27 protein-coding genes are annotated in these 24,204 nt (G+C 69.1%); 12 read left to right on the top strand and 15 right to left on the bottom strand.

The window, feature by feature from the left end; genetic code table 11:
- A complete protein-coding gene (locus ACGFNP_RS51005) occupies positions 1-1,287 on the bottom strand; it encodes an extracellular solute-binding protein (protein WP_358319970.1) in 1,287 nt (428 codons plus the stop codon).
- A gap of 75 nt (positions 1,288-1,362) precedes the next feature.
- Positions 1,363-2,130: a GntR family transcriptional regulator gene (locus ACGFNP_RS51000; RefSeq protein ID WP_358319973.1), complete on the bottom strand. Its 768-nt coding sequence runs from the start codon at positions 2,128-2,130 to the stop codon at positions 1,363-1,365.
- Between the two features lie 109 nt (positions 2,131-2,239).
- Between ACGFNP_RS51000 and ACGFNP_RS50995 the strand changes: the two genes are divergently transcribed.
- From ACGFNP_RS50995 to ACGFNP_RS50985, 3 genes are all read left to right on the top strand, one after another.
- Positions 2,240-3,613 carry an FG-GAP-like repeat-containing protein gene (locus ACGFNP_RS50995; protein ID WP_393330673.1) on the top strand — a complete coding sequence of 458 codons (1,374 nt, stop codon included), beginning with the start codon at positions 2,240-2,242 and terminating at the stop codon, positions 3,611-3,613.
- A 115-nt stretch (positions 3,614-3,728) separates the two neighbouring features.
- A complete protein-coding gene (locus ACGFNP_RS50990) occupies positions 3,729-4,892 on the top strand; it encodes a histidinol-phosphate transaminase (RefSeq protein WP_358319979.1) in 1,164 nt (387 codons plus the stop codon).
- 114 nt (positions 4,893-5,006) lie between these two features.
- Entirely contained in the window at positions 5,007-5,606 is a 600-nt protein-coding gene (locus tag ACGFNP_RS50985; RefSeq protein ID WP_358319980.1) for a DUF305 domain-containing protein, read from the top strand.
- A 9-nt stretch (positions 5,607-5,615) separates the two neighbouring features.
- Here ACGFNP_RS50985 and ACGFNP_RS50980 read toward each other — a convergent pair whose 3' ends face one another.
- From ACGFNP_RS50980 to ACGFNP_RS50970, 3 genes are read right to left on the bottom strand one after another with little or no spacing between them, the layout of a single operon-like run.
- On the bottom strand, positions 5,616-6,206 hold the full coding sequence (locus tag ACGFNP_RS50980) for a TetR/AcrR family transcriptional regulator (RefSeq protein WP_393330670.1): 591 nt from the start codon (positions 6,204-6,206) through the stop codon (positions 5,616-5,618).
- Positions 6,207-6,254: 48 nt separating this feature from the next.
- Positions 6,255-6,698, bottom strand: a complete 444-nt coding sequence (locus ACGFNP_RS50975) for a protein-tyrosine phosphatase family protein (RefSeq protein ID WP_393330667.1) — start codon at positions 6,696-6,698, stop codon at positions 6,255-6,257.
- Positions 6,699-6,714: 16 nt separating this feature from the next.
- Positions 6,715-7,029: a cupin domain-containing protein gene (locus tag ACGFNP_RS50970; RefSeq protein ID WP_393330664.1), complete on the bottom strand. Its 315-nt coding sequence runs from the start codon at positions 7,027-7,029 to the stop codon at positions 6,715-6,717.
- 71 nt (positions 7,030-7,100) lie between these two features.
- On the opposite strand from ACGFNP_RS50970, the gene ACGFNP_RS50965 reads away from it, so the two are divergent.
- The gene (locus ACGFNP_RS50965) at positions 7,101-8,150 is read left to right on the top strand and encodes a GlxA family transcriptional regulator (protein WP_393330661.1); all 1,050 of its coding nucleotides are present in this window, start codon (positions 7,101-7,103) and stop codon (positions 8,148-8,150) included.
- A gap of 23 nt (positions 8,151-8,173) precedes the next feature.
- Here ACGFNP_RS50965 and ACGFNP_RS50960 read toward each other — a convergent pair whose 3' ends face one another.
- Positions 8,174-9,046, bottom strand: coding sequence for a BTAD domain-containing putative transcriptional regulator (locus ACGFNP_RS50960; RefSeq protein WP_393330658.1), 873 nt, complete (start codon positions 9,044-9,046; stop codon positions 8,174-8,176).
- 106 nt (positions 9,047-9,152) lie between these two features.
- Here ACGFNP_RS50960 and ACGFNP_RS50955 point away from each other — a divergent pair, with 106 nt between their 5' ends.
- Positions 9,153-10,025 carry a hypothetical protein gene (locus ACGFNP_RS50955; protein ID WP_393330656.1) on the top strand — a complete coding sequence of 291 codons (873 nt, stop codon included), beginning with the start codon at positions 9,153-9,155 and terminating at the stop codon, positions 10,023-10,025.
- A gap of 64 nt (positions 10,026-10,089) precedes the next feature.
- On the opposite strand, the gene ACGFNP_RS50950 is transcribed toward ACGFNP_RS50955, so the two are convergent.
- From ACGFNP_RS50950 to ACGFNP_RS50935, 4 genes are all read right to left on the bottom strand, one after another.
- A complete protein-coding gene (locus tag ACGFNP_RS50950) occupies positions 10,090-10,392 on the bottom strand; it encodes an ArsR/SmtB family transcription factor (RefSeq protein WP_393330653.1) in 303 nt (100 codons plus the stop codon).
- A 20-nt stretch (positions 10,393-10,412) separates the two neighbouring features.
- On the bottom strand, positions 10,413-10,820 hold the full coding sequence (locus tag ACGFNP_RS50945; protein ID WP_393330651.1) for a hypothetical protein: 408 nt from the start codon (positions 10,818-10,820) through the stop codon (positions 10,413-10,415).
- Positions 10,821-10,853: 33 nt separating this feature from the next.
- Positions 10,854-11,708 (bottom strand): NAD(P)H-binding protein, encoded by an 855-nt coding sequence (locus tag ACGFNP_RS50940; protein ID WP_393330648.1) that lies wholly within the window; start codon positions 11,706-11,708, stop codon positions 10,854-10,856.
- 100 nt (positions 11,709-11,808) lie between these two features.
- A complete protein-coding gene (locus ACGFNP_RS50935; RefSeq protein WP_393330644.1) occupies positions 11,809-13,326 on the bottom strand; it encodes a long-chain fatty acid--CoA ligase in 1,518 nt (505 codons plus the stop codon).
- A 91-nt stretch (positions 13,327-13,417) separates the two neighbouring features.
- Between ACGFNP_RS50935 and ACGFNP_RS50930 the strand changes: the two genes are divergently transcribed.
- Positions 13,418-14,254: a PaaX family transcriptional regulator C-terminal domain-containing protein gene (locus tag ACGFNP_RS50930; protein ID WP_393331178.1), complete on the top strand. Its 837-nt coding sequence runs from the start codon at positions 13,418-13,420 to the stop codon at positions 14,252-14,254.
- A 35-nt stretch (positions 14,255-14,289) separates the two neighbouring features.
- Here the strand turns inward: ACGFNP_RS50930 and mmsB are convergent, their stop codons facing one another.
- The 3 genes from mmsB to chvE are packed head-to-tail and all read right to left on the bottom strand — an operon-like array spanning position 14,290 to position 18,225.
- Positions 14,290-15,549 carry a multiple monosaccharide ABC transporter permease gene (gene mmsB, locus ACGFNP_RS50925; protein WP_393330642.1) on the bottom strand — a complete coding sequence of 420 codons (1,260 nt, stop codon included), beginning with the start codon at positions 15,547-15,549 and terminating at the stop codon, positions 14,290-14,292.
- Positions 15,546-17,084 carry a multiple monosaccharide ABC transporter ATP-binding protein gene (mmsA, locus tag ACGFNP_RS50920; RefSeq protein ID WP_393330639.1) on the bottom strand — a complete coding sequence of 513 codons (1,539 nt, stop codon included), beginning with the start codon at positions 17,082-17,084 and terminating at the stop codon, positions 15,546-15,548. The genes mmsB and mmsA overlap by 4 nt, the downstream gene beginning before the upstream one ends.
- Before the next feature lie 4 nt (positions 17,085-17,088).
- Positions 17,089-18,225 (bottom strand): multiple monosaccharide ABC transporter substrate-binding protein, encoded by a 1,137-nt coding sequence (gene chvE / locus ACGFNP_RS50915; protein WP_358320013.1) that lies wholly within the window; start codon positions 18,223-18,225, stop codon positions 17,089-17,091.
- A gap of 277 nt (positions 18,226-18,502) precedes the next feature.
- On the opposite strand from chvE, the gene ACGFNP_RS50910 reads away from it, so the two are divergent.
- From ACGFNP_RS50910 to ACGFNP_RS50890, 5 genes are all read left to right on the top strand, one after another.
- Positions 18,503-19,285, top strand: a complete 783-nt coding sequence (locus ACGFNP_RS50910; protein WP_358320016.1) for a CPBP family intramembrane glutamic endopeptidase — start codon at positions 18,503-18,505, stop codon at positions 19,283-19,285.
- 65 nt (positions 19,286-19,350) lie between these two features.
- Positions 19,351-20,034: a CAP domain-containing protein gene (locus tag ACGFNP_RS50905; RefSeq protein ID WP_393330635.1), complete on the top strand. Its 684-nt coding sequence runs from the start codon at positions 19,351-19,353 to the stop codon at positions 20,032-20,034.
- 95 nt (positions 20,035-20,129) lie between these two features.
- The gene (locus tag ACGFNP_RS50900) at positions 20,130-20,504 is read left to right on the top strand and encodes a YbaB/EbfC family nucleoid-associated protein (RefSeq protein ID WP_358320020.1); all 375 of its coding nucleotides are present in this window, start codon (positions 20,130-20,132) and stop codon (positions 20,502-20,504) included.
- A gap of 6 nt (positions 20,505-20,510) precedes the next feature.
- A complete protein-coding gene (locus ACGFNP_RS50895) occupies positions 20,511-21,413 on the top strand; it encodes a hypothetical protein (RefSeq protein WP_393330632.1) in 903 nt (300 codons plus the stop codon).
- Between the two features lie 3 nt (positions 21,414-21,416).
- The gene (locus tag ACGFNP_RS50890; RefSeq protein ID WP_358320025.1) at positions 21,417-21,968 is read left to right on the top strand and encodes a hypothetical protein; all 552 of its coding nucleotides are present in this window, start codon (positions 21,417-21,419) and stop codon (positions 21,966-21,968) included.
- Between the two features lie 4 nt (positions 21,969-21,972).
- Here ACGFNP_RS50890 and ACGFNP_RS50885 read toward each other — a convergent pair whose 3' ends face one another.
- Positions 21,973-22,338 (bottom strand): ArsC/Spx/MgsR family protein, encoded by a 366-nt coding sequence (locus ACGFNP_RS50885; protein WP_214640918.1) that lies wholly within the window; start codon positions 22,336-22,338, stop codon positions 21,973-21,975.
- Positions 22,339-22,846: 508 nt separating this feature from the next.
- Between ACGFNP_RS50885 and ACGFNP_RS50880 the strand changes: the two genes are divergently transcribed.
- A complete protein-coding gene (locus ACGFNP_RS50880; protein ID WP_358320028.1) occupies positions 22,847-23,722 on the top strand; it encodes a CAP domain-containing protein in 876 nt (291 codons plus the stop codon).
- A 72-nt stretch (positions 23,723-23,794) separates the two neighbouring features.
- Here ACGFNP_RS50880 and ACGFNP_RS50875 read toward each other — a convergent pair whose 3' ends face one another.
- Positions 23,795-24,202 carry a cupin domain-containing protein gene (locus tag ACGFNP_RS50875; protein WP_214640920.1) on the bottom strand — a complete coding sequence of 136 codons (408 nt, stop codon included), beginning with the start codon at positions 24,200-24,202 and terminating at the stop codon, positions 23,795-23,797.
- Between the last annotated feature and the right edge of the window lie 2 nt (positions 24,203-24,204).

The raw sequence follows: 24,204 nt of genomic DNA, 5'->3' as shown, positions 1-24,204 counted from the left end.
TCACAGCGTGATCCGCATCGCCTGGTCGAAGTCCGCGGCCGCCTGCTCGGGGGTCTTCTTGCCGAAGGCGACCGCGTCGGCGGCGTCGGTCAGCGACTTGGCCATCTCGTTCCACACCGGCGTCTGCGGGCCGAAGTCGGCGTGCGGGGCGGCGGCCGCCATGATGTCCAGCGCCTTCTGGTCGGCTCCCGTCAGCTTCTCCCAGCCCTTGACCGGCGTGAGCAGGCTGGCGTCCTTGAGCTGCTTGGCCGCGACGTCCTCGCGCTGGAGGTAGTCGACGAAGTGCCAGGCGGTGTACGGCAGCTTCGACTGCTTGGCCACCGCCCAGCCCCAGGTGTAGGCGGGCGCGACGGGTTGGCCGGCGTCCCAGCGCGGCATCGGGGCGATGTCGAAGACCTTGCCGAAGGTCAGCTTGGGGCTCAGCGTGGGGAACAGGTCCATCGCGAACAGCCCGGAGACCAGCATGGCCGCCTCCCCGGTGGCGAACAGCCCGAAGCCGGACAGCGGGTTCGACAGCTTCGCGTTGCCCAGGCTCCCGTAGTAACGCAGCGCCTCGACACCCGCGTCAGTGGCCAGCGTCGCCTTGCTCGCGTCGGCGCTGAGTATCCCGCCGCCCTTCCCCTTGACCAGGGCGAGCAGCTGCATCAGCGTCCACTGCGGATTGCCCAGGATCCACTGCAGGCCCACCTTCTTGCCGTCGGCCGAGGTCAGCTTCTTGCTGTACTCGGCGACCTCTTCCCAGGTCGTGGGCGGCTTGTCCGGATCCAGCCCGGCTTCAATGAACCTGTCCCGGCGGTAGTAGAGGTAGCAGATCGTGTAGTCGATGGGGACGCCGTAGACCTTGCCCTCGTACGACAGCGAGCCGATCGCGTGCGGGTCGTAGTCCTGGATCAGCGCCTTCTCATCGGCCACCCCCATGGCCTTGGGGATGATCGGGGCGAGCCGGCCTTTGCGCGCGTGGCCGGGGATGGTCCAGCCGCCGATCTTGAACAGGTCGGGTGGCACGTCGCCGGCGAAGGCGGTCAGCAGCTTGGCGTCGAGCTTGTCCGAGGGCACGTAGAGCGGGGTGATGTCGACGCCGCCGAACTCCTGCATGTAGCTGCGTAACAGCGGGGTGAAGACCGCGTCGTACGACTTGGTCTGGTGCAGCCAGACGGAGATCTTCCCTCGCGGCACCCCGTCGGCCGGCACGGTGGCCACCGGGTCCGAGCCGCAGGCGGCGAGCACGCCGGACGCCGTGGCCAGCGCGGCGGTTCTGAGCAGGTTGCGCCGGGTCAACATGGTCATGCTCAACCTCCGGAAGGCAGGGCTCCGCCACCGGACCGCGAGGTGGCGAGGTGTTGGGGGGTGGTGGGAGGGGGGTTACTGGCCCATCAGGGCGTTCTTGGCGTCGTTGAGCTCCACGGAGAACACGGCGAAGTCGCCGCGCGCGTGGCGGATGGTGTATTCGAGTGCGACGCCGCTCTCGGTGCAGGTGTTGCGGGCGGTCGCCAGCAGGGCGGCGGCGATGGGGACGTGCAGCAGCTCGGCGAGCCGGTAGTCGGCGTTGACCGCCCCGATGGTCTCCCTGCCGCTCGCGGGGGTCAGTCCGTACTTCATGCGCAGCAGGTCGTACAGCGAGCCGGTCAGGTCCTCGTCGAGGATGCCGGGCACCAGCTCGGCGGGCAGGTGGGCGCTCTCCAGCATGCAGGGCGCGCCCTCGATCAGCCGCAGCCGCTCGACGAAGACGACCTGCTGCTCCTCGCGCAGGCCGAGCGCCACGGCGACGTCGGCGCCGGCCGGCTGCAGATGGGCCTTGAGCACCCGCGTCGTCGGCTTGCGGCCGAGCCGCGCCATCGTCTCGGTGAAGCCGGCCGGGCGCGCCCCCAGCTCGGGGGCCACGGCCAGCGGGGCGGTGTAGGTGCCGCTGCCCTGCCTGGCCACCAGCAGGCCCTCCTGCACCAGGTCGCCGATCGCCCGGCGGGCCGTCGCCCGGCTCACGCCCGCGTAGACCATGAGGTCCTTCTCGGCGGGGATCAGCGTGTCGGGCTCGCAGTCGCGGATGACCGCCCGCAGGCGCTCGCGGAGCTGGTAGTAGAGCGGCACAGCGGCTGACGGGTCGAGACCCAGCCGGCGTTCCCAGTCGGTCATACGCTCACGTCCCAAGTTGTACGGACGACCGTATCTTTTCTGCTCGACCGGGATGGTGTCAACCACTCGTTGTGTATCGTGCTGAGATCGAGGGCCAGGTGGAGGATCTGTGTGGGCTGTCGCAAGTGCGGTGATCTGCGCGTCCCTCGTGCTGACCCCTCACGGGGGCAGCATCGTCGACTTCAACGGTGACGGCTACGAGGACTACGCGATCTCGGCCCCCTCGGGCACGGTCGGCCACACCCTTAAAGCCGGATATATCGCCATCCTGTATGGGGCGGCCACTGGTGTCGATCCCGCCCGGCGCCGGATCCTCCACCTCGACAGCTCCAACGTGCCGAACGACCCCGTGGCCGCGGACGCGTTCGGGGCCCGCACGGCCGCCGGCGACTTCAACGCCGACGGCTACACCGATCTGGCCGTCGGCTCGTACAACCCGTTCGATCTGGACCGGCGGTTCGTCACCCTGCTGTGGGGCGGCAAGGACGGGCTGGCGCTGGGCACGCCGCTGATCGACCCGCCGCGCGCCGGGGTCTCGCCGGACCTGGTCGACCGGGCCGAGGGCCAGGAGCTGGCCGCCGGGGACTTCGACGGCGACGGCAGTGACGACCTGGTCGCCACCGGCGAGAGAGGGACGGTGAACGTCTTTCACGGCCCGTTCCAGCGTGACGGCCGCCCCGCCCGCAAGGTCACCCTGGGCGGGTCCTACGAGAAGCCGACCAGGCTGGTCGCGGGCGACCTGACCGGCGACGGCAAGGACGACCTGGTTACCACGCACGCCTGGGAGGAGCGGGCCGAGCCGTCCCTGTTCTGGAAGGGCGGCCCGCAGGGCCTCGCCGGACGGCCGGTGCGACTGGACGCCGCCACCACCGCCACGGTGGGCGACATCGACGGCGATCACTACGGCGACCTGGTGATGCGCCTCGCCCCCGGCGGCTCCGTCGACACGCTCAAGAGCGACAAGGGCACCATCAAGGTCCTGTACGGCTCGGCGGACGGCCCCGGCCGTCGCAGCCGTACTCTCACCCAGGACAGCCCCGGCGTGCCGGGGACGGGGGTGCGCGGCGACCAGTTCGGCTTCGATCTGGCCGCCGGGGACGTGGACGGCGACGGGTACGCCGACCTCGCCGCCGGGCTGCCGGGCAAAGCCGGTGGCGGCGCCGTGCTGCTGTTCCGCGGCGGCAGGGACGGCCCGGCCGGTGCGCGGCTGTTCACGCAGGCCAGTCCGGGCGTGCCCGGGACCGCCGAGAACGGGGACAGGTTCGGCGCCTCCGTCAGCCTGCGCGACTTCAACGGCGACGGCAAGGCCGACCTTGGCGTCGGCGCCCCCGGAGAGAGCGGCACGGCCACCGGCACCGGCGCGGCCTGGGTGCTGCCCGGCTCCACCGGCGGTCTGACCACCGAGGGCGCCCGCTCGTTCGACCCGGCCGCTCTCCAGGCGTCCGACACGGGTTCCCACCTGGGAATGTGGTCCGCCAAGTAGGGCTGTGGGCGGGATCGTCCGGCGAGTGCGCGGGCCGAAAGGTCGTTATCGGCTGAACCGACTCCCAAAGCCACGCGTACCTACTCACGTCCGGACACGTGCCCCAGGAGGTGTCGTGGAGCTCAGCCTTTTGCGAGCGCAGGCGCACAGCCCTTCGTACTTCTCACTGCTGCGCGGATCATCGGGACAGCGTGCCCCGGTGGACTTCTGCATCCCGTGTAACCCATACTTCCCGACCCCGGAAATATTCGAGCATCTCGGGAGGAACCTGGAGACGATCCTTAAGTTCTATCCGAGCGACGCGGGCACGATCACCGCGGAGCTCTGCTCCACGCTGGGGCTTCATCCCCAGACGGTCGCCATGGGCAACGGGTCCACCGAGCTGATCACCTGGATCGACCACCTGCTGGTGAAGGAGAGCCTGGCGGTGCCGATCCCCACCTTCGGCCGCTGGACCGACCAGCCGATGGAGACCGGGAAGCGGGTCGACATGTACCCGCTGATGGAGAGCCGCAACTTCGCCCTCGACGTCAATGACTACGTCCGCTTCATCCGCATGCGCGGCTCCCGGGTGGCGGTGATCTGCAACCCCAACAACCCCGACGGGGGCTACCTGCCCAAACACGAGGTCCTGTGGCTGCTCGACCAGCTCATCGACCTGGACCTGGTGATCGTCGACGAGTCGTTCGGCGACTTCGTGGACGCCGAGCCGTACCCGGGCGTGGCCGCTGAGGCCGCGGTCCGGCCCAACGTGATCGTGCTGCGCAGCCTCGGCAAGAACTTCGGGCTGCACGGCATCCGGTTCGGCTACATGGTCGCCAACCCGGCGCTGGTCGGGAAGGTACGCGACGCGCTGCCCAAGTGGAACCTCAACTCGTTCGCCGAGGTGGTGGTGTTCATGATGAAGCAGTGCATGCCCCAGTACCAGGAGAGCCTCAGGCTGCTCACCCAGGACAGAAGGGCGATGTACCACCAGCTCAGCGCGATGCCAGAGCTTTCCGTCCTGCCTTCACAGGGCAACTTCCTGCTGGTGAAGCTGCCACCCGGGCACGACGGGGTGCCGCTGCGCGACCACCTGCTCTCCGAGCACGGCGTGTACGTACGCGAGTGCGGCAACAAGCTGGGCACGACGAGCCAGTTCCTCCGGCTGGTGGTCCGCCCCCAGGAGGACGTACGGCGATTACTGGTCGGCATGACCCAGTACCTGTACTCCGGCAGCCTGCACGAGATCCCCGTCACCGGCCTGCACCATCGAGCGGTGAACCCGTTGTCGGCCTGATCCGGCTCGGCACCTACCCCCGCCCCGCCTCTGCCTCTGTGGTGCCGCGCTCGTCCACCCGGGCGCGGCACCACAGAGGCAGAGGCGGGGGCTGAGCCAACCTATTAGTTGGGAGTGACCGCGTTGCGGGTCAGAATGCGCGTGTACGCCGCCGCCACGGGCGCGTTCGCCCTGCTCACCGCGTGCGGGAGCACCGGCATGACCGGCCACGAGGGCATGTCGGGCGCCGAGCCCGTCGCCGCGACGGCGGCCAGGGCACCGTCGGCCAACGACGCCGACGTGATGTTCACGCAGATGATGATCCCGCACCACGAGCAGGCGGTGGAGATGGCCGGCCTGGCGGCGTCCCGGGTGAGCGACGTCCAGATCAAGGAGCTCGCGGCGAAGATCAAGACCGACCAGGAGCGGGAGATCGGCACCATGAAGGGCTGGCTGACCAAATGGGGCAAGCCCGAGATGTCCGGCCACATGATGCATGAGATGCCGGGCCTCTTGTCGGAGAAGGTGATGAAGCAGCTTGAGTCGGCCAAGGGCCAGAAGTTCGACAAGCTGTTCGTCGAGGGGATGATCGCGCATCACAACGGCGCGGTCGAGATGGCCCGCACCGAGCAGACCGATGGGGCCGACCCCGAGGTCAAGAAGATGGCCGCGCACATGGTGATCCACCAGCGGGGCGAGGTCGCGCTGCTCCAAGAGATCGGCCAGCGGCTCTGATCCAAGGCCTCAGGGGCACAGCAGCGAGAGCATGGTGGTGACGAGCACCCGCTCGACGTCCGCCTGCTCCAGCCGGCCGGACTCCACCTCCTGGGCGGCGCTGTGCAGCACGCCGAAGAACGTGGTCACCAGCCACGACAACGGCAGGTCGGTACGGAAGTCGCCGTCGTCCCGCCCCCGGGCGATCAGGCGCTCGATCCGCCGCAGCGGAATGTCGTGGTGCTCGCGGATCCGCTCCATGGGCAGCACCCGGTCGGCGGCCAGGAACAGCCGCCGATGCCGGTCGAGCACCTCCCAGGAAGATCGCAGCAGCGCCGCCACGGCCTCGGGCGCCGGCGGCCCGTCGATGTCGACGCCTCCCAGCGCCAGGTCGGCGATGCCGATCGCGTGATCGAGCACGGCGTCGACCAGGGCCTCCCGAGACGGGAAGTGACCGTAGAGCGTCACCCTGCCCACCCCCGCGGCCTTGGCGACGTCGGCGACGCTGGCGGCCGGGTCGGCGCCGAGCAGCCGCATGCCCGCTTCGAGGATCGCCGCGATGTTGCGCTCGGCGTCGGCACGACGTGCTGGAACGGGCTCCCGGGCCACGCTCTTCACCATGCCGTCCAGCCTACCGACGGGACGGGCAAAGCCATCACTCCGTGGGGTTCAGCCCACCGGAAAGCGGGCGACCCAGCCGCGTTGCCACGGGGTCTCGACCGACCGCCGATGGTGGTTCTGCCGCACCCAGGTGATCGCCTCGGCCGGGGACAGCCCGGAGAGCACGGCCAGGCAGGCGAGGACGGTGCCGGTGCGGCCGACCCCATGGCCGCAGGCCACCTCGACCCGCTCACCGGCGCGGGCCTGCTCGTACAGCGCGCGGATCCGCCGGACGGCGTCGTCACGATCGCGGGGCAGGAGGAAGTCCGGCCAGTCGATCCAGTCGTGCGGCCAGGACAGCCCGGCCCCACCCTTCCTGCGCAGCCCCGACGAGCCCAGATACAGGCCGTAGTCGGGAGCGGGCCCCGTAGGAGGCTCGTTCAGCAGGCCACGGCCGCGGACCCAGGTCCCGTCGGGGAGAGAGATCGCACCCGTCAACTGTGAGTCGGTCATGTCCCCATTCTGGCGCTCAGTTGGTCAGGAGGTTGATGCCCAGCATGCTCGCTCCCGTCTCGGTCCGCGGCTGGTGCCGGCTGCCCGCGGCGAACACCACGTAGGTCCCCGCTCCGTACCGCGTCTCGCCCTCGATCACCTCACCGCTGAGCACGTAGTAACGCTCCTCCCCCTCGTGTACGTCGACATCGGGCCACTGCGTGCCGGGGGCGAAGTCGATTAGCCAGCCCCGAGCCCCCTCGGTCGCGGTGAGGCGCCTCCTGACGATGCCGGGCGCCACTTCCACCGGTACGACGTCATCGATGTGCACTGCCTGCGCTTCTGGTTCCATGCCGCCATCCTGGCGAGCCCGACCGGCGCCCACCCAGTGCCAGAAAAGACGTCATAGAGTACTTTTCTGCCATGTCGTCAGAGCATCGGGTCGTCGCGCTGGCCAGCCCGCCGCTGGCGACGTTCGAGCTGAGCTGCGCCGCCGAGGTGTTCGCCACCGTACGGCCGGGCCTCGCTCGCCACTACGACTTCCGCGTCTGCGCCGAGACTCCGGGACCGGTGCCCACTCTGGCCGGTTACTCGATCACGGTCACCGAGGGTCTGACCGCGCTGGAGCACGCCGACACGGTCGTCATCCCGGGCTGGCAGACCCGCACGGCCCCGGCCGCCGTGCTGTCCGCGCTCCGCCGGGCGTACACGCGTGGCGCGCGGATCGCCGCCATCTGCTCGGGCGCGTTCGTCCTGGCGCAGGCCGGGCTGCTCGACGGACGGCGGGCCACCACCCACTGGCGGCTGGCAGCCGAGCTCGCCGAACGCTTCCCCGCCGTCACCGTCGATTCCGACGTGCTGTACGTGGACCACGGCGACGTGGCCACCAGCGCCGGCACCAGCGCGGGGATCGACCTGTGCCTGCATCTCGTCCGGGCCGACCACGGGGCCGCGTACGCCGCGAAGGTGGCCCGCCACATGGTCATGCCGCCGCACCGGGAGGGCGGGCAGCTCCAGTACGCCATCGCGCCATCGCGGGCCCGGGTGCCCGACTCGCTCGCCCCCTTGCTGGCCTGGGCCGCGGAGCGGCTCGGCGAACCGCTGACCGTCGACGACCTGGCGGCCCGCGCCGGGGTGTCGGCCCGGACGCTGGCCCGGATGTTCGCCGCCCAGCTCGGCACCAGTCCCGGTCAGTGGGTGCTCGCGCAGCGGATCGCCGGGGCGCGAGCGCTGCTGGAGGAGACGGACCTGTCCGTGGACGCGATCGCCGCCCGGGTGGGCCTCTCCTCGGCCACCAACCTCCGCCGCCGCTTCCACGACGTCCTGCGCACCACCCCCGCCGCCTACCGGCGCGCCTTCCACCTGCGCACCCGGACAGAGCCCCGGACCGCCTTCGACCTGCGCGCCGGAACCGAGCCCCGGGCCGCTCCGCAATCCGGCCAGACACGCGAGGAACTTCAGCCGTCCGACTGAGCCTCCGCTGGGGCTGGTTCGCGTCAGGAAGGGTGCGGATGGCCCCGGCCGTGTCCACGGGGACGTCGGCGGATCTGCCTCCCCCCGCAGCGCTCGAGATCACCGGGGCTACCGGAGTGGCCGGCGGGGCTCCGCGTCAGGTACGCGGGCGATGCAGACAGGTCCAGGGCCGGATCCTGTCTCAGCACCGCGATCTCCAGCTCCCGCAACTGCTGGCTGGGGTGGATGCCCAGCTCGTCGGCCAGGGTGCGCCGCAGCCGCTGGTAAACGGCCAGCGCCTCACTCTGCCGACCGGCCCGGTACAGCGCGAGCACCAGCTGCGCGTGGACCTGTTCGTGCAGCGGATGCTGCCTGCTCAGTGCTGTCAGCTCGGGGACGAGCTGGAGATCCTGCCCGAGGGCCAGCCGGGCGTCGATGAGGGCGTGCCGCGCCTCCAGCAGCAGCTGGTCCAGCCGCTCGGCCTGTGCGTCGAACCAGGCCAGCCCGGCCAGTTCGGTCAGCGGAGAACCCCGCCACAACGCCACCGCGGCCGCCAGCCGGGCGGCCCGCGCGGCCGGGGCCGCGGACTCCATTCCCTGCCGGATGAGGCGCTCAGCGGTCTGGACGTCGGTGGCCTCCGAATCGTCGAGGTCCAGCAGATAGCCGGGCCTGCGGGCCGTGATCGCCTCCCGGCGGTTCAGCACGCCGCGCAGGTAGGAGACATGGGACTGCACCGTGGTGGCGGCCGAGGCCGGTGCCGCCGTACCCCAGACCGCCTCGACCAGCTGATCGACACCGACCACGGCGCCCGGCCGCAGCGCCAGCGCGGCGAGCACAGCCGTGCGGCGGAGCCCCCGCACCGGTCGAGGGATGTCATCGACCAGGACGTCAACCGGTCCCAGCAGCCTCACCAGCATCCCGATCCCCCTTCTCCCGTCGTGTGATACCCCGTTCCAGCCTGGTTGGAGCTCGGTTACAGCCTGTGATGGAACCCTTACTGAGTTTCCCCCAGGAAGGATCAGCATGAGGACACGCACTGTCAGGACGATCGCCGCGCTCTTCGCCTCGGTCATGACCATGGTGGGACTGGTGGCGACACCGGCCTCCGCCGCCCCCGCCCACACCATCTGCGGGCTTTCTCCAGGAGGCTCGGGCGTGTGGCGCTACAACGGCTCCGGCACCGACTGGACCCAGGTCGGCGGCCCGGCCAGGGCGCTCTACGGCGGGCGCTACGGCTTGTTCGCCACGTCACCCGACGGCAGCGGCATCTGGCGCTACCTCAACACGCCGAACAACTGGCAACGCGTCGGCGGCCCCGGCTTCATGTGGGCGGTCACCGACAACTCCCTGTACGGCCTGTCCCCTGACCGCAGCGGCGTCTACAGGTGGAACGGCTCCGGTACCGACTGGACCCACGTCGGCGGCCCGGCCAGCTATCTGTACGGCGGAGGTTTCGGCTTGTTCGCCACGTCACCCGACGGTGCCGGCATCTGGCGCTACCTCAACTCGCCGAACAACTGGCATCGCGTGGGCGGCCCCGGCGCTACGTGGGCGGTCACCAACGTCGCCCTCTTCGGCCTGTCCCCTGACCGCAGCGGCGTCTACAAGTGGAACGGCACCGGCACCGACTGGACCAACGTCGGCGGGCCGGCCAGCTGGCTGTACGGCGGAAATTTCGGGCTTTTCGCCACATCGCCGGACCGCAACGCCATCTGGCGCTACCTCGACGCCCCCGGCCACTGGCAGCACATAGGCGGCCCCGGTTGGAGCTGGGCGGTCACCGACAGCAGCATCTTCGGCCTGTCCCCTGACCGCAGCGGCGTCTACAAGTACATCGGCGGCACCAACTGGACCCGGGTCGGCGGGCCGGCCGACCAGATCGTCCCCTGCCCGTAACGGTGTGCCGCGCAGGCTCGGGCCGGGGCGACCGCTGACGGTCTCCCCGGCCCGCGTCCATGGATCACCAGTCGCCGCCCAGCGACTCCTTGGCCGCCGCGATACGCCCCTCGTCCCGCTGGTAGAACACCCACTGTTTGATCTTCTTGCCGCGCACCAGCCCCGCCGCGCTGAGCACCTTCAGATGCCCGCCGCAGGTCGGCTGGCTCACCCCGAGCTTCTCCGCGATGAACAGCGAGCAGACCCCGTCATCGACCAGGTCACCGTCACGCTGCGGCGGAAAGTGCCGCTGGGGCTCCCGCAGCCATTCGAGGATCAGCAGCCGTTTGTCGTTGGCCAGCGCTTTGACCAGGTCCACATCCACCACGGAGGCATTATGGCAATTAGCTAACTACCTGTCGAGCGTGACCAGACCTGCGAGAGCAGGACGACGCTCCCGCCGAACAGCAGCACGCCGAGAGGCACATGGACCACCGGGACATGCGTGTCACCGAGTGCCGCCTCCGCCAATGTCAGAACCAGCAAGAACGTACTGTTGACGATGTATCGCGGCGAGCCGCCGCCCGGACGCCACACCAGGATCGCGACGAGGAACTGGATCGCGCCCGCGGCCACGGCCACCACCGCTGTTGTGCCGTGCAGCGCCCGGCCATCGGGCGAGGACATCAGCAGGCCGGCCGTTATGGCCTGCGTCAACATGGCGGCCGCCTGCAAGGTCACGGTTATCCGCATGGTGGGGAAGAAGCGCGGCGTCGTGTTCGGCCCGACCGCGTCGAGCACGTGTTCACCTGCCATGACGTACTCCTTCGAGTTCTGGGTTGTCGTAGGTCAGCCGCGGAAGGCGGCGGCGTGGTCGGTGACCCATTCCGCCCAGGTGCGCGCGGGGCGGCCGAGGGCCTTGTCCACCTCGTCGGTGACGGGCGCCGGTTGGCCGGCGCCGCGGGCGTACCTGCCGAGCAGGGCCACCACGAACGCCTCGTTCATGCCCATCCCGACCATGCCCTGCCTGACGGCCTCCGGCGGCACCTCCTGGAACCGCAGCGGCCTGCCGAGCACCTCACCGATGGTGGCGACCAGTTCCTCGTGGGTCAGGGACTGCGGTCCCGTCAGCTGAAGCTTCCTGCCCACCAGGTCGTCGGACAGCAGCGCGCGGACGCCGACCTCGGCCAGATCCCGCTCGTCGACAGGCGCTTCGGAGAAGTTCGCGTACGGCCCCCGGACGACGTCACCGGCGCGGATCTGACCGCCCCACGCCACGAGCGTGTTGACCGCGAAGGAGCTGGCCCGCAGGCTCACCCATTCCAGGCCACTGGCGACGGCGGCGGCCTCGACCTCCTTGTTCCTGTCCCCGTTGAACCGGGACGGCTGGTGATCGAGGTCGTCGTCGACATTGACCGCGGACAGCACGGCCACCCGGTTCACCCCGCGTTCCTTGGCGAGTGCCAGCAGTTCGGGGGCGGCGAGTCCCACGGCGCGCGGGTTGAGAAACAGACCGGTGACGCCTTCCAGGCAGGAGGCCAGCGTGCTGGGCCGGGCAGGGTCGGCCGCCACGACTTCGACCCCGTCGGGCAGACCGGACGCCCGCGGGTCACGGGTGACCGCACGGACTTTGGCGCCCTGGCTGACGAGCAGCTCGACGAGAGGGCGTCCGACGATGCCCGTGGCTCCGGTTACGAGGAACATTGCACGGCCTTTCACTGGGACCTATCTATGTGCGATCACCTCCATAGAGTCGGGTGGGCCTGCCGGGTGTGACATCCGTCCGGGATATGTGATCCGCGTCTCAGCCAGGCCGGTTGAGCGGGCGGCCTCGAAGCTCGGCCTTCTGGAGCTTCCCCGAGCCGGTCCGGGGCAGGTCGTCCACCAGGTCGAAGTAGCGCGGGATCTTGTACCTGGCCAGCCGCCCGTCGAGGAACTCCCGCAGCTCCTCGCCGGTGACGGCCGCCCGGCAGACCACGAACGCCCGCCCGACCTCGCCCCACGTGGCGTCCGGCACCCCCACGACGGCGGCCTCCGCCACGGCCGGGTGCTCGAAGAGCACGCCTTCGACCTCCGCCGGATAGACGTTCTCCCCGCCTGAGATGTACATGTCCTTGACCCGGTCCACGAGGTACAGGTGCCCCTCGCCGTCGAACGCGCCGATGTCGCCGGTACGGAGCCAGCCGCCCGCCACGAACGCCGCCTTGGTCGCCTCGGGATTCTGCCAGTAGCCGGGGGTCACGTTCGGCCCCTGGACCAGCACCTCGCCCGGCTCGCCGATGGCCGTGCCGGTGAGGTCGGGCCGGACCACGCGTACGTTGGTGAAGAACACCGGAACCCCGGCCGAGCCCACCTTGCGCACGCTCTGCCCGGCCTCCAGGAAGGTCGCGCCCGGCGCCGTCTCGGTGAGCCCGTAGCCCTGGCAGAACACCAGGCCCCGCTCCTGGTAGGTACGGATGAGCGCGGCCGGGATCGGCGCGCCGCCCGACATCAGGTTGCGCAGCGACGACAGGTCGGCCGTGGCCCACCTCGGCGACCGGGCGAACGCGGCGAACATCGTGGTGACGCCGAACATCCACGTGATGCGGTGCTTCTCGATGAGGTCGTAGCACGCGTCCACGTCCCAGGACGGCATGATCACCGAGCAGCCGCCCTTGACGAACGTCGGCAGCAGCGTCTGGTTCAGCGCCGCGACGTGGAAGAGCGGCGCGCTGATCAGCGTCATCTCGTCGCTTGTCACGTCGACGCCGATCAGCATGTTGAAGGTGTTCCACACCAGGTTGGCGTGGCTGAGCAGAGCGCCTTTGGGCCGCCCGGTGGTGCCGGAGGTGTAGAGGATGAGCGCGAGGTCGTCCATCCCGACGCGTACGTCGATCGGCGCGGGATCACCCTCGGCCAGCCAGCTCTCAAAGTCCGGCACGAGCAGGGCGTTGGTGCCGGAGAGCGCCCGGACCACCTCGGCGCACTCGGGCGCGTAGATCAGGACGGCCGGGCCGCAGTCGTCCAGCATGTAGCCGATCTCGGGCGCGGTCAGCCGGAAGTTCAGCGGCACGAAGATCCCGCCGAGCAGGTGGGTGGCGAACATGGTCTCCGCGAGAGCGGGGTGGTTCGGGCCGAGGTAGGCGACCCGGTCTCCGGCTCCCACCCCGGCCTCACGCAGGCGCGCGGCCAGCTTCGTCGTCCGCGTGTGCACTTCGGCGTAGGTGACCGCCCGGCCTTCGAAGACGAACGCCGTACGGTCCGGCGTCATCTGGGCCCGGCGAGCCGGCCACCCTCCCACTCCCGCGTTCTCCATGGGCGTACGGCCTCTCGCATCGGTCAATCCGATACCTACCCCATCCACATGGGGCAGTTTCTCAACCTGAGTCAGAGTTTTGCCGACCGTGACGGATCCGTCTACCCTCGGTGCTGTGATGCTCGGCGATGGAGACGCTCTGACGGCCCGTCCGCAGTCCCTGATGTTCAGCTTTCTCGGCGTCTACGTGCTGGGGCGCGGCACCGCCGTCTATTCGGGCAGCGTCATCGACGTCTTCGCCCGGCTCGGCGTCACCGAGGAGGCGGTGCGCTCGACGCTCACCCGCATGGTCAAGCGGGGGCTGCTGGCCCGGCACCGTCAGGGCCGCCGGATGTACTTCGGGCTCACCGAGCACGCGGTGGAGGTGCTCGACGACGGGCGCCGCCGGGTCTGGGAGACCGGCGCGGTCAACCGCGCCTGGGACGGCGCCTGGACCCTGGTGGGCTTCTCGATCCCCGACAGCCTGCGCAGCACCCGGCACGACCTCCGCTCGCAGCTCATCTGGGCCGGGTTCGGCCTGCTGCAGAGCGGACTGTGGATCGCGCCGGGCGTCAAGGACGTCGCGGGCATCCTCGCCCCGCTCGAACTCGGCGATCACATCACCGTGATGACGGCCCGGGCGTTCAAACCGACCGAGTCGGCCGACCTGGTGCGGAAGGCGTTCAGCGCTGAGCGGATCGCCGCGCGCTACCGGGCGTTCCTCGACCGCTGGGACACACCGGACCCGCTCCCCTCGGCGGCCGACGACCTGGCCCGGCAGCTTTTCCTGCACACCGACTGGCTGCAACTGGTCCGCCAGGACCCGCACCTGCCGGCCGAACACCTGCCCGAGGATTGGCCGGCGATCCGGGCCGAGCAGGTGTTCCGCACCCTGGCCCGCGACTACGAGCCGAGCGCCAGAGTGCTGGCCGACACCGTCCTGGACGAGTTGGCGGTCACCTCACCGACCGGCTGACCGTCCAGCTCACTCTCCCCTACACCGCGGGCCGATCAGCGGCTGCCGGTCGCCGCGCGGCGCTTGGTCCACACGTCGAAGGCCACGGCCGCGAGCAGGACAGCGCCCTTGACGAACATGACCCGCTCGCTCGGCGCACCGATCAGCGACATGCCGTTGTTGATGACGCCCATGATCAGACCGCCGGTGACCGCACCGACCACCTTGCCGACGCCGCCCTGTACGGCCGCACCGCCGATGAACGCCGCGGCGATCGCGTCCAGCTCGAAGGAGTTGCCCGCCGTGGGCCCGGCCTGGTTGAGCCGTCCGGCGAAGATGACCCCGGCGAGCGCGGACAGGACGCCCATGTTCACGAAGATCCAGAAAACGACGGACTTGACCTTGATGCCGGACAGCAGCGCCGCCTGCAGGTTTCCGCCGATGGCGTAGATCCGCCGGCCGAACACGGCCCGGCTGGTCACCAGCGAGTAGCCCAGCACCAGCAGCGCGAGCAGGATCAGCACCCAGGGCAGGTTCTTGAATCTGGCCAGTTGCACCACCACCGCGAGGATGACCGCGGCGGCCGCGGCGATGCGCAGCAGGAAGATCGGCAGCGGGTCCACGCTCTGCCGGTAACCCAGCCGCGCCATCCGGCTGCGCCACTGGCTGGCGGCCATGCCGGCCACCGCCACCAGGCCGAGCAGCAGGCTGAACAGGTCGGCGCCGCCCAGCGGGCCGAGCCCGATGTTGCCGAGATAGCCGTCGGTGAAGCCGTTCGACAGCGTACGGACGGCGTCAGGGAACGGGCCGATGCCCTGGTTGCCCAGCACGGTCAGCGTGAGCGCGCGGAACAGCAGCATGCCGGCCAGCGTCACGATGAACGCCGGGATGCCGTAGTAGGCGATCCAGAACCCCTGCCACGCCCCGATGAGCGCGCCCGCGATCAGCGTGATGACCAGCGCCAGCGGCCACGGCACGCCGTAGTTCACCATGAGCACGGCGGCGATGGCCCCGGTGACGGCCACGACCGATCCCACGGACAGGTCGATGTGCCCGGCGATGATGATCAGGATCATCCCGATGGCCAGGATCAGGACGTACGAGTTCTGAACGATGATGTTGGAGATGTTCTGCGGCTGGAGCAGCGCCCCCTTGGTGAGGAACGCGAACAGCACGACGATCAGCGCGAACGCGACGTAGATGCCGCTCTGTCGTACGTTGAACGACAGCCACGAGGACCTTTCCTGTCCCCGCGGTGGGGGCGGCTCCTGGCCCGCGGGCGCCAGCCCGGCATCAGTGGATGAGGTGCTGCTCATCGGATCTCGTCCAGTCCTTTCGTCATGTACTGCATGAGGCCCTCCTGCGTGGCCTCCTCGCGCGGGACCTCGCCGGTGATCCGGCCGGCCGACAACGCGTAGATCCGGTCGCACAGCCCCAGGAGTTCGGGCAGCTCCGACGAGATGACCAGGATGGCCTTACCCTCGTCGGCGAGCCGGTTGATGATCGAGTAGATCTCGTACTTGGCCCCGACGTCGATGCCCCGGGTCGGCTCGTCCAGGATGAGCACGTCGGGGTCCGTGAAGATCCACTTCGACAGGACGACCTTCTGCTGGTTGCCGCCGCTGAGCTTGCCGGTGACGCTCAGCACGCTGGGCGCCTTGATGTTCATGCTCGCGCGGAACTCGTCGGCGACCCGGTACTCCTCGTTGTCGTTGACCCAGCCGCGACTGGCCAGCTTCGGCAGCGCGGCGGCGGAGACGTTCCGCTTGATGTCCTCGATCAGGTTGAGGCCGTACTTCTTGCGGTCCTCGGTGGCGTACGCGATGCCGTGCCGGATCGCGTCCTGCACCGAGCGGATCTCGATCTGCCGGCCGTCTTTGTAGATGCGGCCGGAGATGTCGGTGCCGTAGGCGCGGCCGAAGACGCTCATGGCCAGCTCGGTCCGGCCGGCGCCCATGAGCCCCGCCAGACCGACGATCTCACCCTTGCGCAGGTTGAGGCTGGCGTTGGAGACCACGACCCGGCCGCGATGGGCGGGGCTGTGCACCGTCCAGTCCTCGATGCGCAGCACCTCCTCGCCGATGTTCGACTCGTGCGGCGGGAAGCGGTTCTCCAGGTCACGGCCGACCATGCCGGAGATGATGCGACCCTCCGTGACGTGGTCGGTGACCATGTCGAGCCGCTCGATCGTCCGGCCGTCGCGCAGGATGGTGATCGAGTCGGCGATGTCGATGACCTCGTTGAGCTTGTGCGAGATGATCACGCAGGTGATGCCCTCGTCACGCAGGCCACGCAGCAGGTCGAGCAGGTGCGCCGAGTCCTCGTCGTTGAGCGCGGCCGTCGGCTCGTCGAGGATGAGCAGGCGCACCCGCTTGGACAGCGCCTTGGCGATCTCCACGAGCTGCTGCTTGCCGACCCCGATGTCGGAGATGAGCGACACCGGGTTCTCCCGCAGCCCGACCCGGTTCAGCAGCTCGGCCGCCTCGTGGTTGGTCCGGTTCCAGTCGATCAGGCCACGGCTGGCCTGCTCGTTGCCGAGGAAGATGTTCTCGGCGATCGACAGTTGCGGGCACAGGGCCAGCTCCTGGTGGATGATGACGATCCCGCGGTGCTCGCTGTCACGGATGTCGGCGAACCGGCACGGCTCTCCCTCGAACAAGATCTCGCCCTCGTAGGAGCCGTGCGGGTAGACGCCCGACAGCACCTTCATGAGGGTGGACTTGCCGGCACCGTTCTCGCCGCAGATCGCGTGGATCTCGCCCTGTCGTACGGACAGGTTGACGTCTTGCAGCGCCTTGACTCCGGGGAAGGTCTTGGTGATCCCGCGCATCCGCAGGATGTCATCAGTCATGTCGTCAGCCCAGCTGGGACTTGGTGTAGTAGCCGGTGTCGACGAGTTCCTTCTCGTAGTTCGTCTTGTCGACGATCAGCGGCTGGAGCAGGTAGGACGGCACGACCTTGTTGCCGTTGTCGTAGTCCTTGGTGTTGTTGACCTCGGGCTTGCCACCCTTGAGGACGGTGTCGGCGATCTTGATCGTCACGTCGGCGAGCTGCCGGGTGTCCTTGTAGATGGTGGAGTACTGCTCACCCGCGATGATCGACTTCACCGACGCCAGCTCGGCGTCCTGGCCGGTCACGATCGGGTATGGCTGGCCGGAGGTCCCGTAGCCGTTGCTCTTGAGCGCCGACAGGATGCCGATCGACAGGCCGTCGTAGGGCGACAGGACGCCGTCGACCTTGGTGCCGCCGCTGTAGGTCTTGGTCAGCAGGTCTTCCATGCGCTTCTGCGCGGTGGCCGGGTCCCAGCGCAGGATGGCGACCGTCTTGAAGTCCGTCTGGCCGCTCTTGACGACGAGCGTGCCCTTGTCGATGAACGGCTTGAGCACCGACATGGCGCCGTTGAAGAAGAACGTCGCGTTGTTGTCGTCGGGCGAACCGGCGAACAGCTCGACGTTGAACGGGCCCTTGGCGCTGCCCGCGGAGCCATCGGCGTTCAGCAGCTTCAGCCCGACCAGCAGCGACGTGGCCTGCTGCACGCCGACCTTGAAGTTGTCGAAGGTGGCGTAGTAGTCGACGTTCGGGCTGTTGCGGATCAGCCGGTCGTAGGCGACGACCGGGATCTTCTTGTCAGCGGCCTCTTGGAGCTGCGTGGTGATGGCCGTGCCGTCGATCGAGGCGATGATCAGGAGCTTGGCGCCCTTGGTGATCTGGTTCTCGATCTGGTTGACCTGGGTCGGGATGTCGTTCTCGGCGTACTGCAGGTCCACCTTGTAACCAAGCTTCTCCAGCCCGGCCTTGACGTTGTCGCCGTCGTGGATCCAGCGCTCCGATGACTTGGTCGGCATGGTGACGCCCACCAGCGCGCCCGCCGTGCCTGCGGAGGCGCTGGCGGCCGCCTGCTGGTCAACCGTCTTCTCAGCCGAGCCACATGCGGTCGCGACCGTGGCTAGCGCCAGGACGGAGACCACGGCCGCGAATCGTGGAAATCTCATATTGCTCCTTGCGGAAATGGGGGCTGCCCACGCGTCGTGGGAGACAGCCGATCCCGCGAGTGTTATCGCTAACATTTCCGGTGTCAAGCGAAGGGGATAACGTAGACGTAACACAAGCTTCACAGTTCAAGTGCCCCCGGGCCTGCGGTGCGAGGCTACCTTCCGCGGATGACCGGTCGATCCGGTGAGCTCCCACCTGGCGATCATCCGCCGGGGCGTCAGCCGGAAGGCGCCCGCGCTGAGGCTCCTTTTACCGGCTTCCGGCTACTCTGCGGCCATGACCACGCAGTCCCCCGCCGTGCCGCCCCTGACCCTCGGACCGAGACTGATCCGGGCCGAGATCTTCGTGGTGCTGTCCGTCTCGCTGGGGGCCAGCGCCCTCGTGGCGCTCGTCCGGCTGATCGGCGCGCTCACGGCGCCCCGGGAGCTGAAGGGGCAGCAGGCCGTACTCGTCGGATCACTGGCTCCCGGACGGCCCTGGCTGGACCTGACGTTGCAGCTCGTCGACGTCGCGATCTCCGTGGCCCCGGTCGGGCTCGTCGCCTACCTGCTGGTCCGCTCCGGCGAGTCGATGCGGACCATCGGCGTCGATCTCCGCGAGCCCCGGCGCGACCTGGTGCGCGGCGCCCTGCTCGCGGCCGCGATCGGCGGGACGGGGCTGGCCTTCTACCTGGCCGTGTACGCCGCCGGGATCAACCTCAACGTGGTGGCCGGCGGGCTGCCCGACGTGTGGTGGCGGATCCCGGTCCTGCTGCTGGCCGCCGCGCAGAACGGCGTGCTGGAAGAGGTGCTCGTCAGCGGGTGGCTCCTGCACCGGCTGGGACAGGCGGGCTGGACACCCTGGAAGTCCGTTGTGGCGGCCTCGCTGTTGCGCGGCTCGTACCACCTCTACCAGGGGTTCGGCGGCTTCGTCGGCAACGTGGTGATGGGGCTGGTGTTCGGCCGCCTGTACCAGCGCTGGGGCCGGGCCATGCCGCTCATCGTCGCGCACACGCTCATCGACGCCGTCGCCTTCGCCGGCTATGCCGCCCTGCACGGCCGGGTGAGCTGGCTGCCCTGAGTACGGCCTACTCATGCGGTCCGCGCCCACGGATCGCACAGTCGGGACTGACGAGAAATCCCGACATGAGGAGAGAAACGACCATGGGCATGCAGAAGCTTGCCGCGGCGTCACTACTGTCGCTGGGCCTGCTGATCACGGCCACGGCACCCGCCTCGGCGGCGTCGGCGGGATCGGCGGCGAGATCGGCGGCGGCCGCGTGCAGCGGCGCCGACGACACCGTCCGGACGCCCCAGTGGTACCGGCAGCAGTATCCGGACTGGACCGACAGCCGGATCAAGGCCGCGGTCGCGCTCAACGAGGGGTTCGCCTCAGGCAGCATCCGCTGCCTGGTGAACGCCGAACGGGCGAAGGCCGGGCTCGCCCCGGTGGAGGACACCCTGCGGCTGTTCAACGCGGCCGACGCGCACGTGAAGGCGGCCATCCAGCAGAAGTGGTGGGTGGACGGCGCCAACTGGCACGTCAACCCGAGCACCGGGTCCACCGTGGGCAGCAGGATACGCGCGGCGGGCTACTGCCCCTCGGGCACGTGGCAGGCGCTGGAGAACGTCTACGCCGGCTGGGGCACCACGTACGCGACGCCCCGGGCGGCGGTGCGCTGGTGGATGAGCAGCGCCTCCCACCGGCAGAACATCCTCAACCCGCAGATGAAGCAGACCGGCATCTCGGTACGCAACGGGAGCGCGCGCCCGGGCATCACCTCCAACGTCACCCTGGTGACGACGGAGGTGTTCGGCTTCTGCCGGTGACAGCCAGGACGAATCCCCTATTTCCTATAGATAATATGGCCTATAGGTTTACGATCTACGGGGAGGGACGAACCTATGTCAGGCCAGGAGACCGCATGACCTCGCCCGCCGACGCGCTCCGGGGAAGCGGCGACCCGGAGATCGAGAGGCTGCTGGATCAGTTCGACGCCGACGTCGCGCAGGTGGAGCGGCTCAGGGACCAGATCACCGAGGTGCGCGGCCGGGGCGAGGCGGCGGACGGGCGGGTGGTCGCCGAGACCTCGTCCACCGGAGAGCTCGTCGGCCTCACGATCGATCCGCGTGCCATGCGGCTCGGCTCCGACGAGCTGGCCGCCGCGGTCCTCGAGGCGGCCGGCGCGGCGGCGCGGAACACGGCGGAGGGGATGACCGACCTGGTCGACCCCTTCATCGCGGACACCATGCTGGACCTGGGCCAGACTCCGGGGCGCCGGCCCCGGAACGAGCGCTGACCTCCGGTGGGCATCAATCCCACCCGCGCGGCGATCTATGGCTTCGGCACGGTCGGCATCGCCGCCTTCGTGTTCAAGATGCTCGCCGTCCCCTACCCGGACGGCGATCCGGCCAAGGCGCGCCAGGCCGCCGCCGTCTGGACACGGCTCGCGGACCGGATGGAGCAGAGTCCGGACCGGACCTATCCGTTCGCCGAAGCGGTGTGGAAACGGAACGGCGGCGCCGGCGTCGAGGCGTTCAAGACGGCGGTGACCGCCGGGCTCTATCCGAACCCGCCACAAGTGGGCTACGCCGACAAGCTCGCCCACCGCTGCCGGGAGAATGCCAAGGCGTGCGAGGATTACGCGGAGATCATCGAAACGGCGCAGCACGCGTACTGGACGCTCGCCCTCGCGAATTTCGCCAGTTTCATCTTCATCACCACCTTTCCCTGGCAGGCCGGCGCCGCCTACAAGATCACCGAGATTCTCATGAACCGGGCCAAGGCGAGACTGCTGTCGAAACTGCTTGAGCACAACATCGCCCGGATTCTGCTCAGCAAGCTCACCGAATACAGCATCGGCAGCGCTTTCTTCGCGGTCGGAGATGTGAGCGTGGTGGCCGGGGTGAAAGCGGCGCGCGGTGAGGACGCGGGGTCGTGGGGCGACAATGCGAAGCAGGCGCTCAAGGAATTCGCCGGCTCGGTCGCGTTCTATGGCGCGTTCGACGCCGCCATGCCGGTGGCCAGGGCGGCGAGCAAGAACGCCGACGTCCAGTACTTCATCAGCCGCATGGCGGGCGGATCCGTGTACGGCGTCTCGTATGACGCCATGAATGGGGAGAGCGGCACGGACCTCATCCCCACCTGGAAACAGACGCTCGGCAGAATGCTGCTCTATTTCACGATGGCCCACAAACCCGCGGGGTGACGCATGGCTCCTGACCCTGACCCGAAGCCGCCGGAGCGGCCGGAAACGGTTACCGTCGCTCCTGACGAATCGCTCTGGGACATCGCCGAGCAGCTCTTCGAGAACGGCGCCCTCTGGGAGAGCATTTATCAGGCGAACCGCGACGTCCTCGACGATCCCGGCGCGCTACCCACCGGAATACGGCTGCGCCTCCCGATGGAGATCTATCCGGGCCATCTCAGGTCCGTCGCCGGGGGTTTCGACACCGAGAAACACGACCTCGGCGAATTCGTCAACGCGGTGGCGGCGGAGCTGAACGCCATCGGGAATTTCTGGGGCGGCGGCAAGGAAGGGACGATGTTCTTCAAAGGTGAAGGCGGCGGCATGGGATACGAGGCCGTGACGAGCCAGATCATCGAGGGCATCGACCATCTGCAGGACGCCCATCACGAGATCCCCAAGCGCCTGCGGCTCATGGCCGACCGGGTCCAGGTCGCCGACTGGGACAACGTGACCACCGTGCTGTCCGCACTTCCCGCCCCGGACCCTGACCGGCGGATCTGGGGTGCGGGCTGAGCCGCTAGGAGGAGCGGGAAAGCACGGAGCGGACGGCCTCCGTCGTACGGCCGACCACGGCCGCGCCGTCTCCGGCGGTGATGATCGGGCGCTGGATGAGGATCGGGTGGCTGGCCAGCGCCTTGATCCAGCGATTGCGGTTCGCGGCGTCGCGGGGCCAGTCGGCGATGCCGAGGTCGGCGGCGGTGGTCTCGCCGAACCGGGTGATGTCCCAGGGCTCGAGGCGGAGCCGGGTGAGCACCTCGCGGAGTTCGAGCTCGTTGGGCGGGTCATCGAGGTAGCGGCGAATGGTGTATTCGGCGTTCTCGGTGTCGAGGAGTTGCAGCGCGGAGTGGCACTTGGAGCAGTCGGGGTTGATCCAGATCTCCATGCTGACTTCCTTTGGGGATGCGAGGAGCGCGGAGCCGTCCGGCAAGGCGTCCCATGGAGAAACAGGAGGCGCACTGAACGTGACCTGCCCCCTATTTCACTAGCAAGTGTTAGCCATACGGATTACCACGTCAAGCGCCGCTAAATAGCCATCCCACGCTCGGACAGCCCCGTGAACAGGGGCGGAGCGGCTGAGAACTCCGCCGCCATCTCCCCCAAGTTCGATCTGTTCCGGCGGCCGGGGCCCGCCGTGTCAAGCCGGTACGCACGCCACGGCGCAGATCCCATCGGTTACCGAGCGTGACCGAACGGCTGTCTCCCCGAAAAAAATCCCGGACCTGGATTCCGGTCGGAAAGGCCTATGTCAGCAGGGGTTCCCGACGCCTCAGGATCCCCTCTGGTTTACCCAGGTAACAGCTTGATGTCCGAAATTTCATGACAGAGGGCACCTGGCACCGACAGAATGCGGAACGCCCACCCACCGTCCACTCCATACGGAGGACACCCATATGCGTAGACCCCTTGGGGTACTCGCGGGTCTCGTGAGCCTGGCAGCCCTCGGTGCGCCGATCGCCACGGCCGACGCCGCAACGGTGCCGCCAACCGCATGTCGCGTGACCGTGGCCAAGCCGCAGGTCACCACCGCCGGCAAGATCCAGGTTTCCGCCACCCGGCGCGGTTGCGAAGGCACCGCCCTGGTCCGCGTCCGCATCAAGCGCGCGGTGCCCGGCCCCGACCGGATCGTCAAGAGCGCGTCGGGCAGGGGCGTCAGCCCGCGGGTCACCGTCGCGCTGCCGTGCACCCCCGGTGTCTACTACGCGTCGGTCACCGACTACCAGGGCAACACGGGCAAGTCCCGGCCGGTCCGGCTGCCGTCCTGCACGCCGACCACGCCTACGCCCACCCCGACGGGCACACCGTCGCCCACAGGGTCGCCCACGTCGTCGCCGACGGCCACCCCCACGACCACCAGCGCGCCGACGACGGACACGGTCGGCACGGCCGACGAGAACGAGGTCGTCCGGCTGACCAACGCGGAGCGGGCGAAGGGCGGCTGCAAGCCGCTCAAGCATGACGCCCAGCTGCGCACGGCCGCCTTCGGCCACTCCTCCGACATGGCGGCCAAGAACTACTTCGACCACACCTCGCAGGACGGCCGCAGCTTCCTGGACCGCATCCGCGCGGCGGGCTTCACCGGCGGAACGGGCTGGGCCGAGAACATCGCCATGGGCCAGCCGACCCCGGCGTCCGTGGTCACCGGCTGGATGAACAGCGCGGGCCACAAGGCCAACATCATGAACTGCAAGTACAACCTCATCGGTGTCGGCGCGGCCAAGAACTCCCGGGGCCAGATCTACTGGACCCAGGACTTCGCCGCCAAGTAGCGGCCGCCCGAGAAGAACGATGCCCCGCGGCCGGCCGCCCGGCCGCGGGGCATCACCTCGAACCGGGACTCTTCAGGCCTGACGCCACTCCGCCACGCTGCCGGGCTCGTGCAGATGCAGGTCGGGCGCGCCCTCCAGCGCCTTCTCCTCGCCGCCGGGCGTGTACGTGACGATCAGGCGCAACGGCCGCCAGGTCGAGTTGAACGTCGAGTGGTAGGCGCCCGCCGGGATGTGCACGGTGTCACCCTCCTTGATCGGGAACGGCTCACCGTCGTCGACCATCTGCGACGCCTCCCCGGAGATGACGTAGATGATCTCCTCGGCGTTCGGGTGGTTGTGCCGGGCATGCCCTTGACCGGGGTTGATGATGACCTCGCCCAGCGTGCTGCTCGCCCCTTCGATGGCCGACGGGGTGACGAACCACTTGATGGACCCCCAGTCGAAGGCCATCGTGGGCACGGTGTCCGGACTGACGTGCATGG

The sequence above is a fragment of the Nonomuraea sp. NPDC049269 genome, assembly GCF_043197155.1.
GTDB lineage: Bacteria > Actinomycetota > Actinomycetes > Streptosporangiales > Streptosporangiaceae > Nonomuraea.
This window is presented reverse-complemented; position numbering and strand designations above follow the sequence as displayed.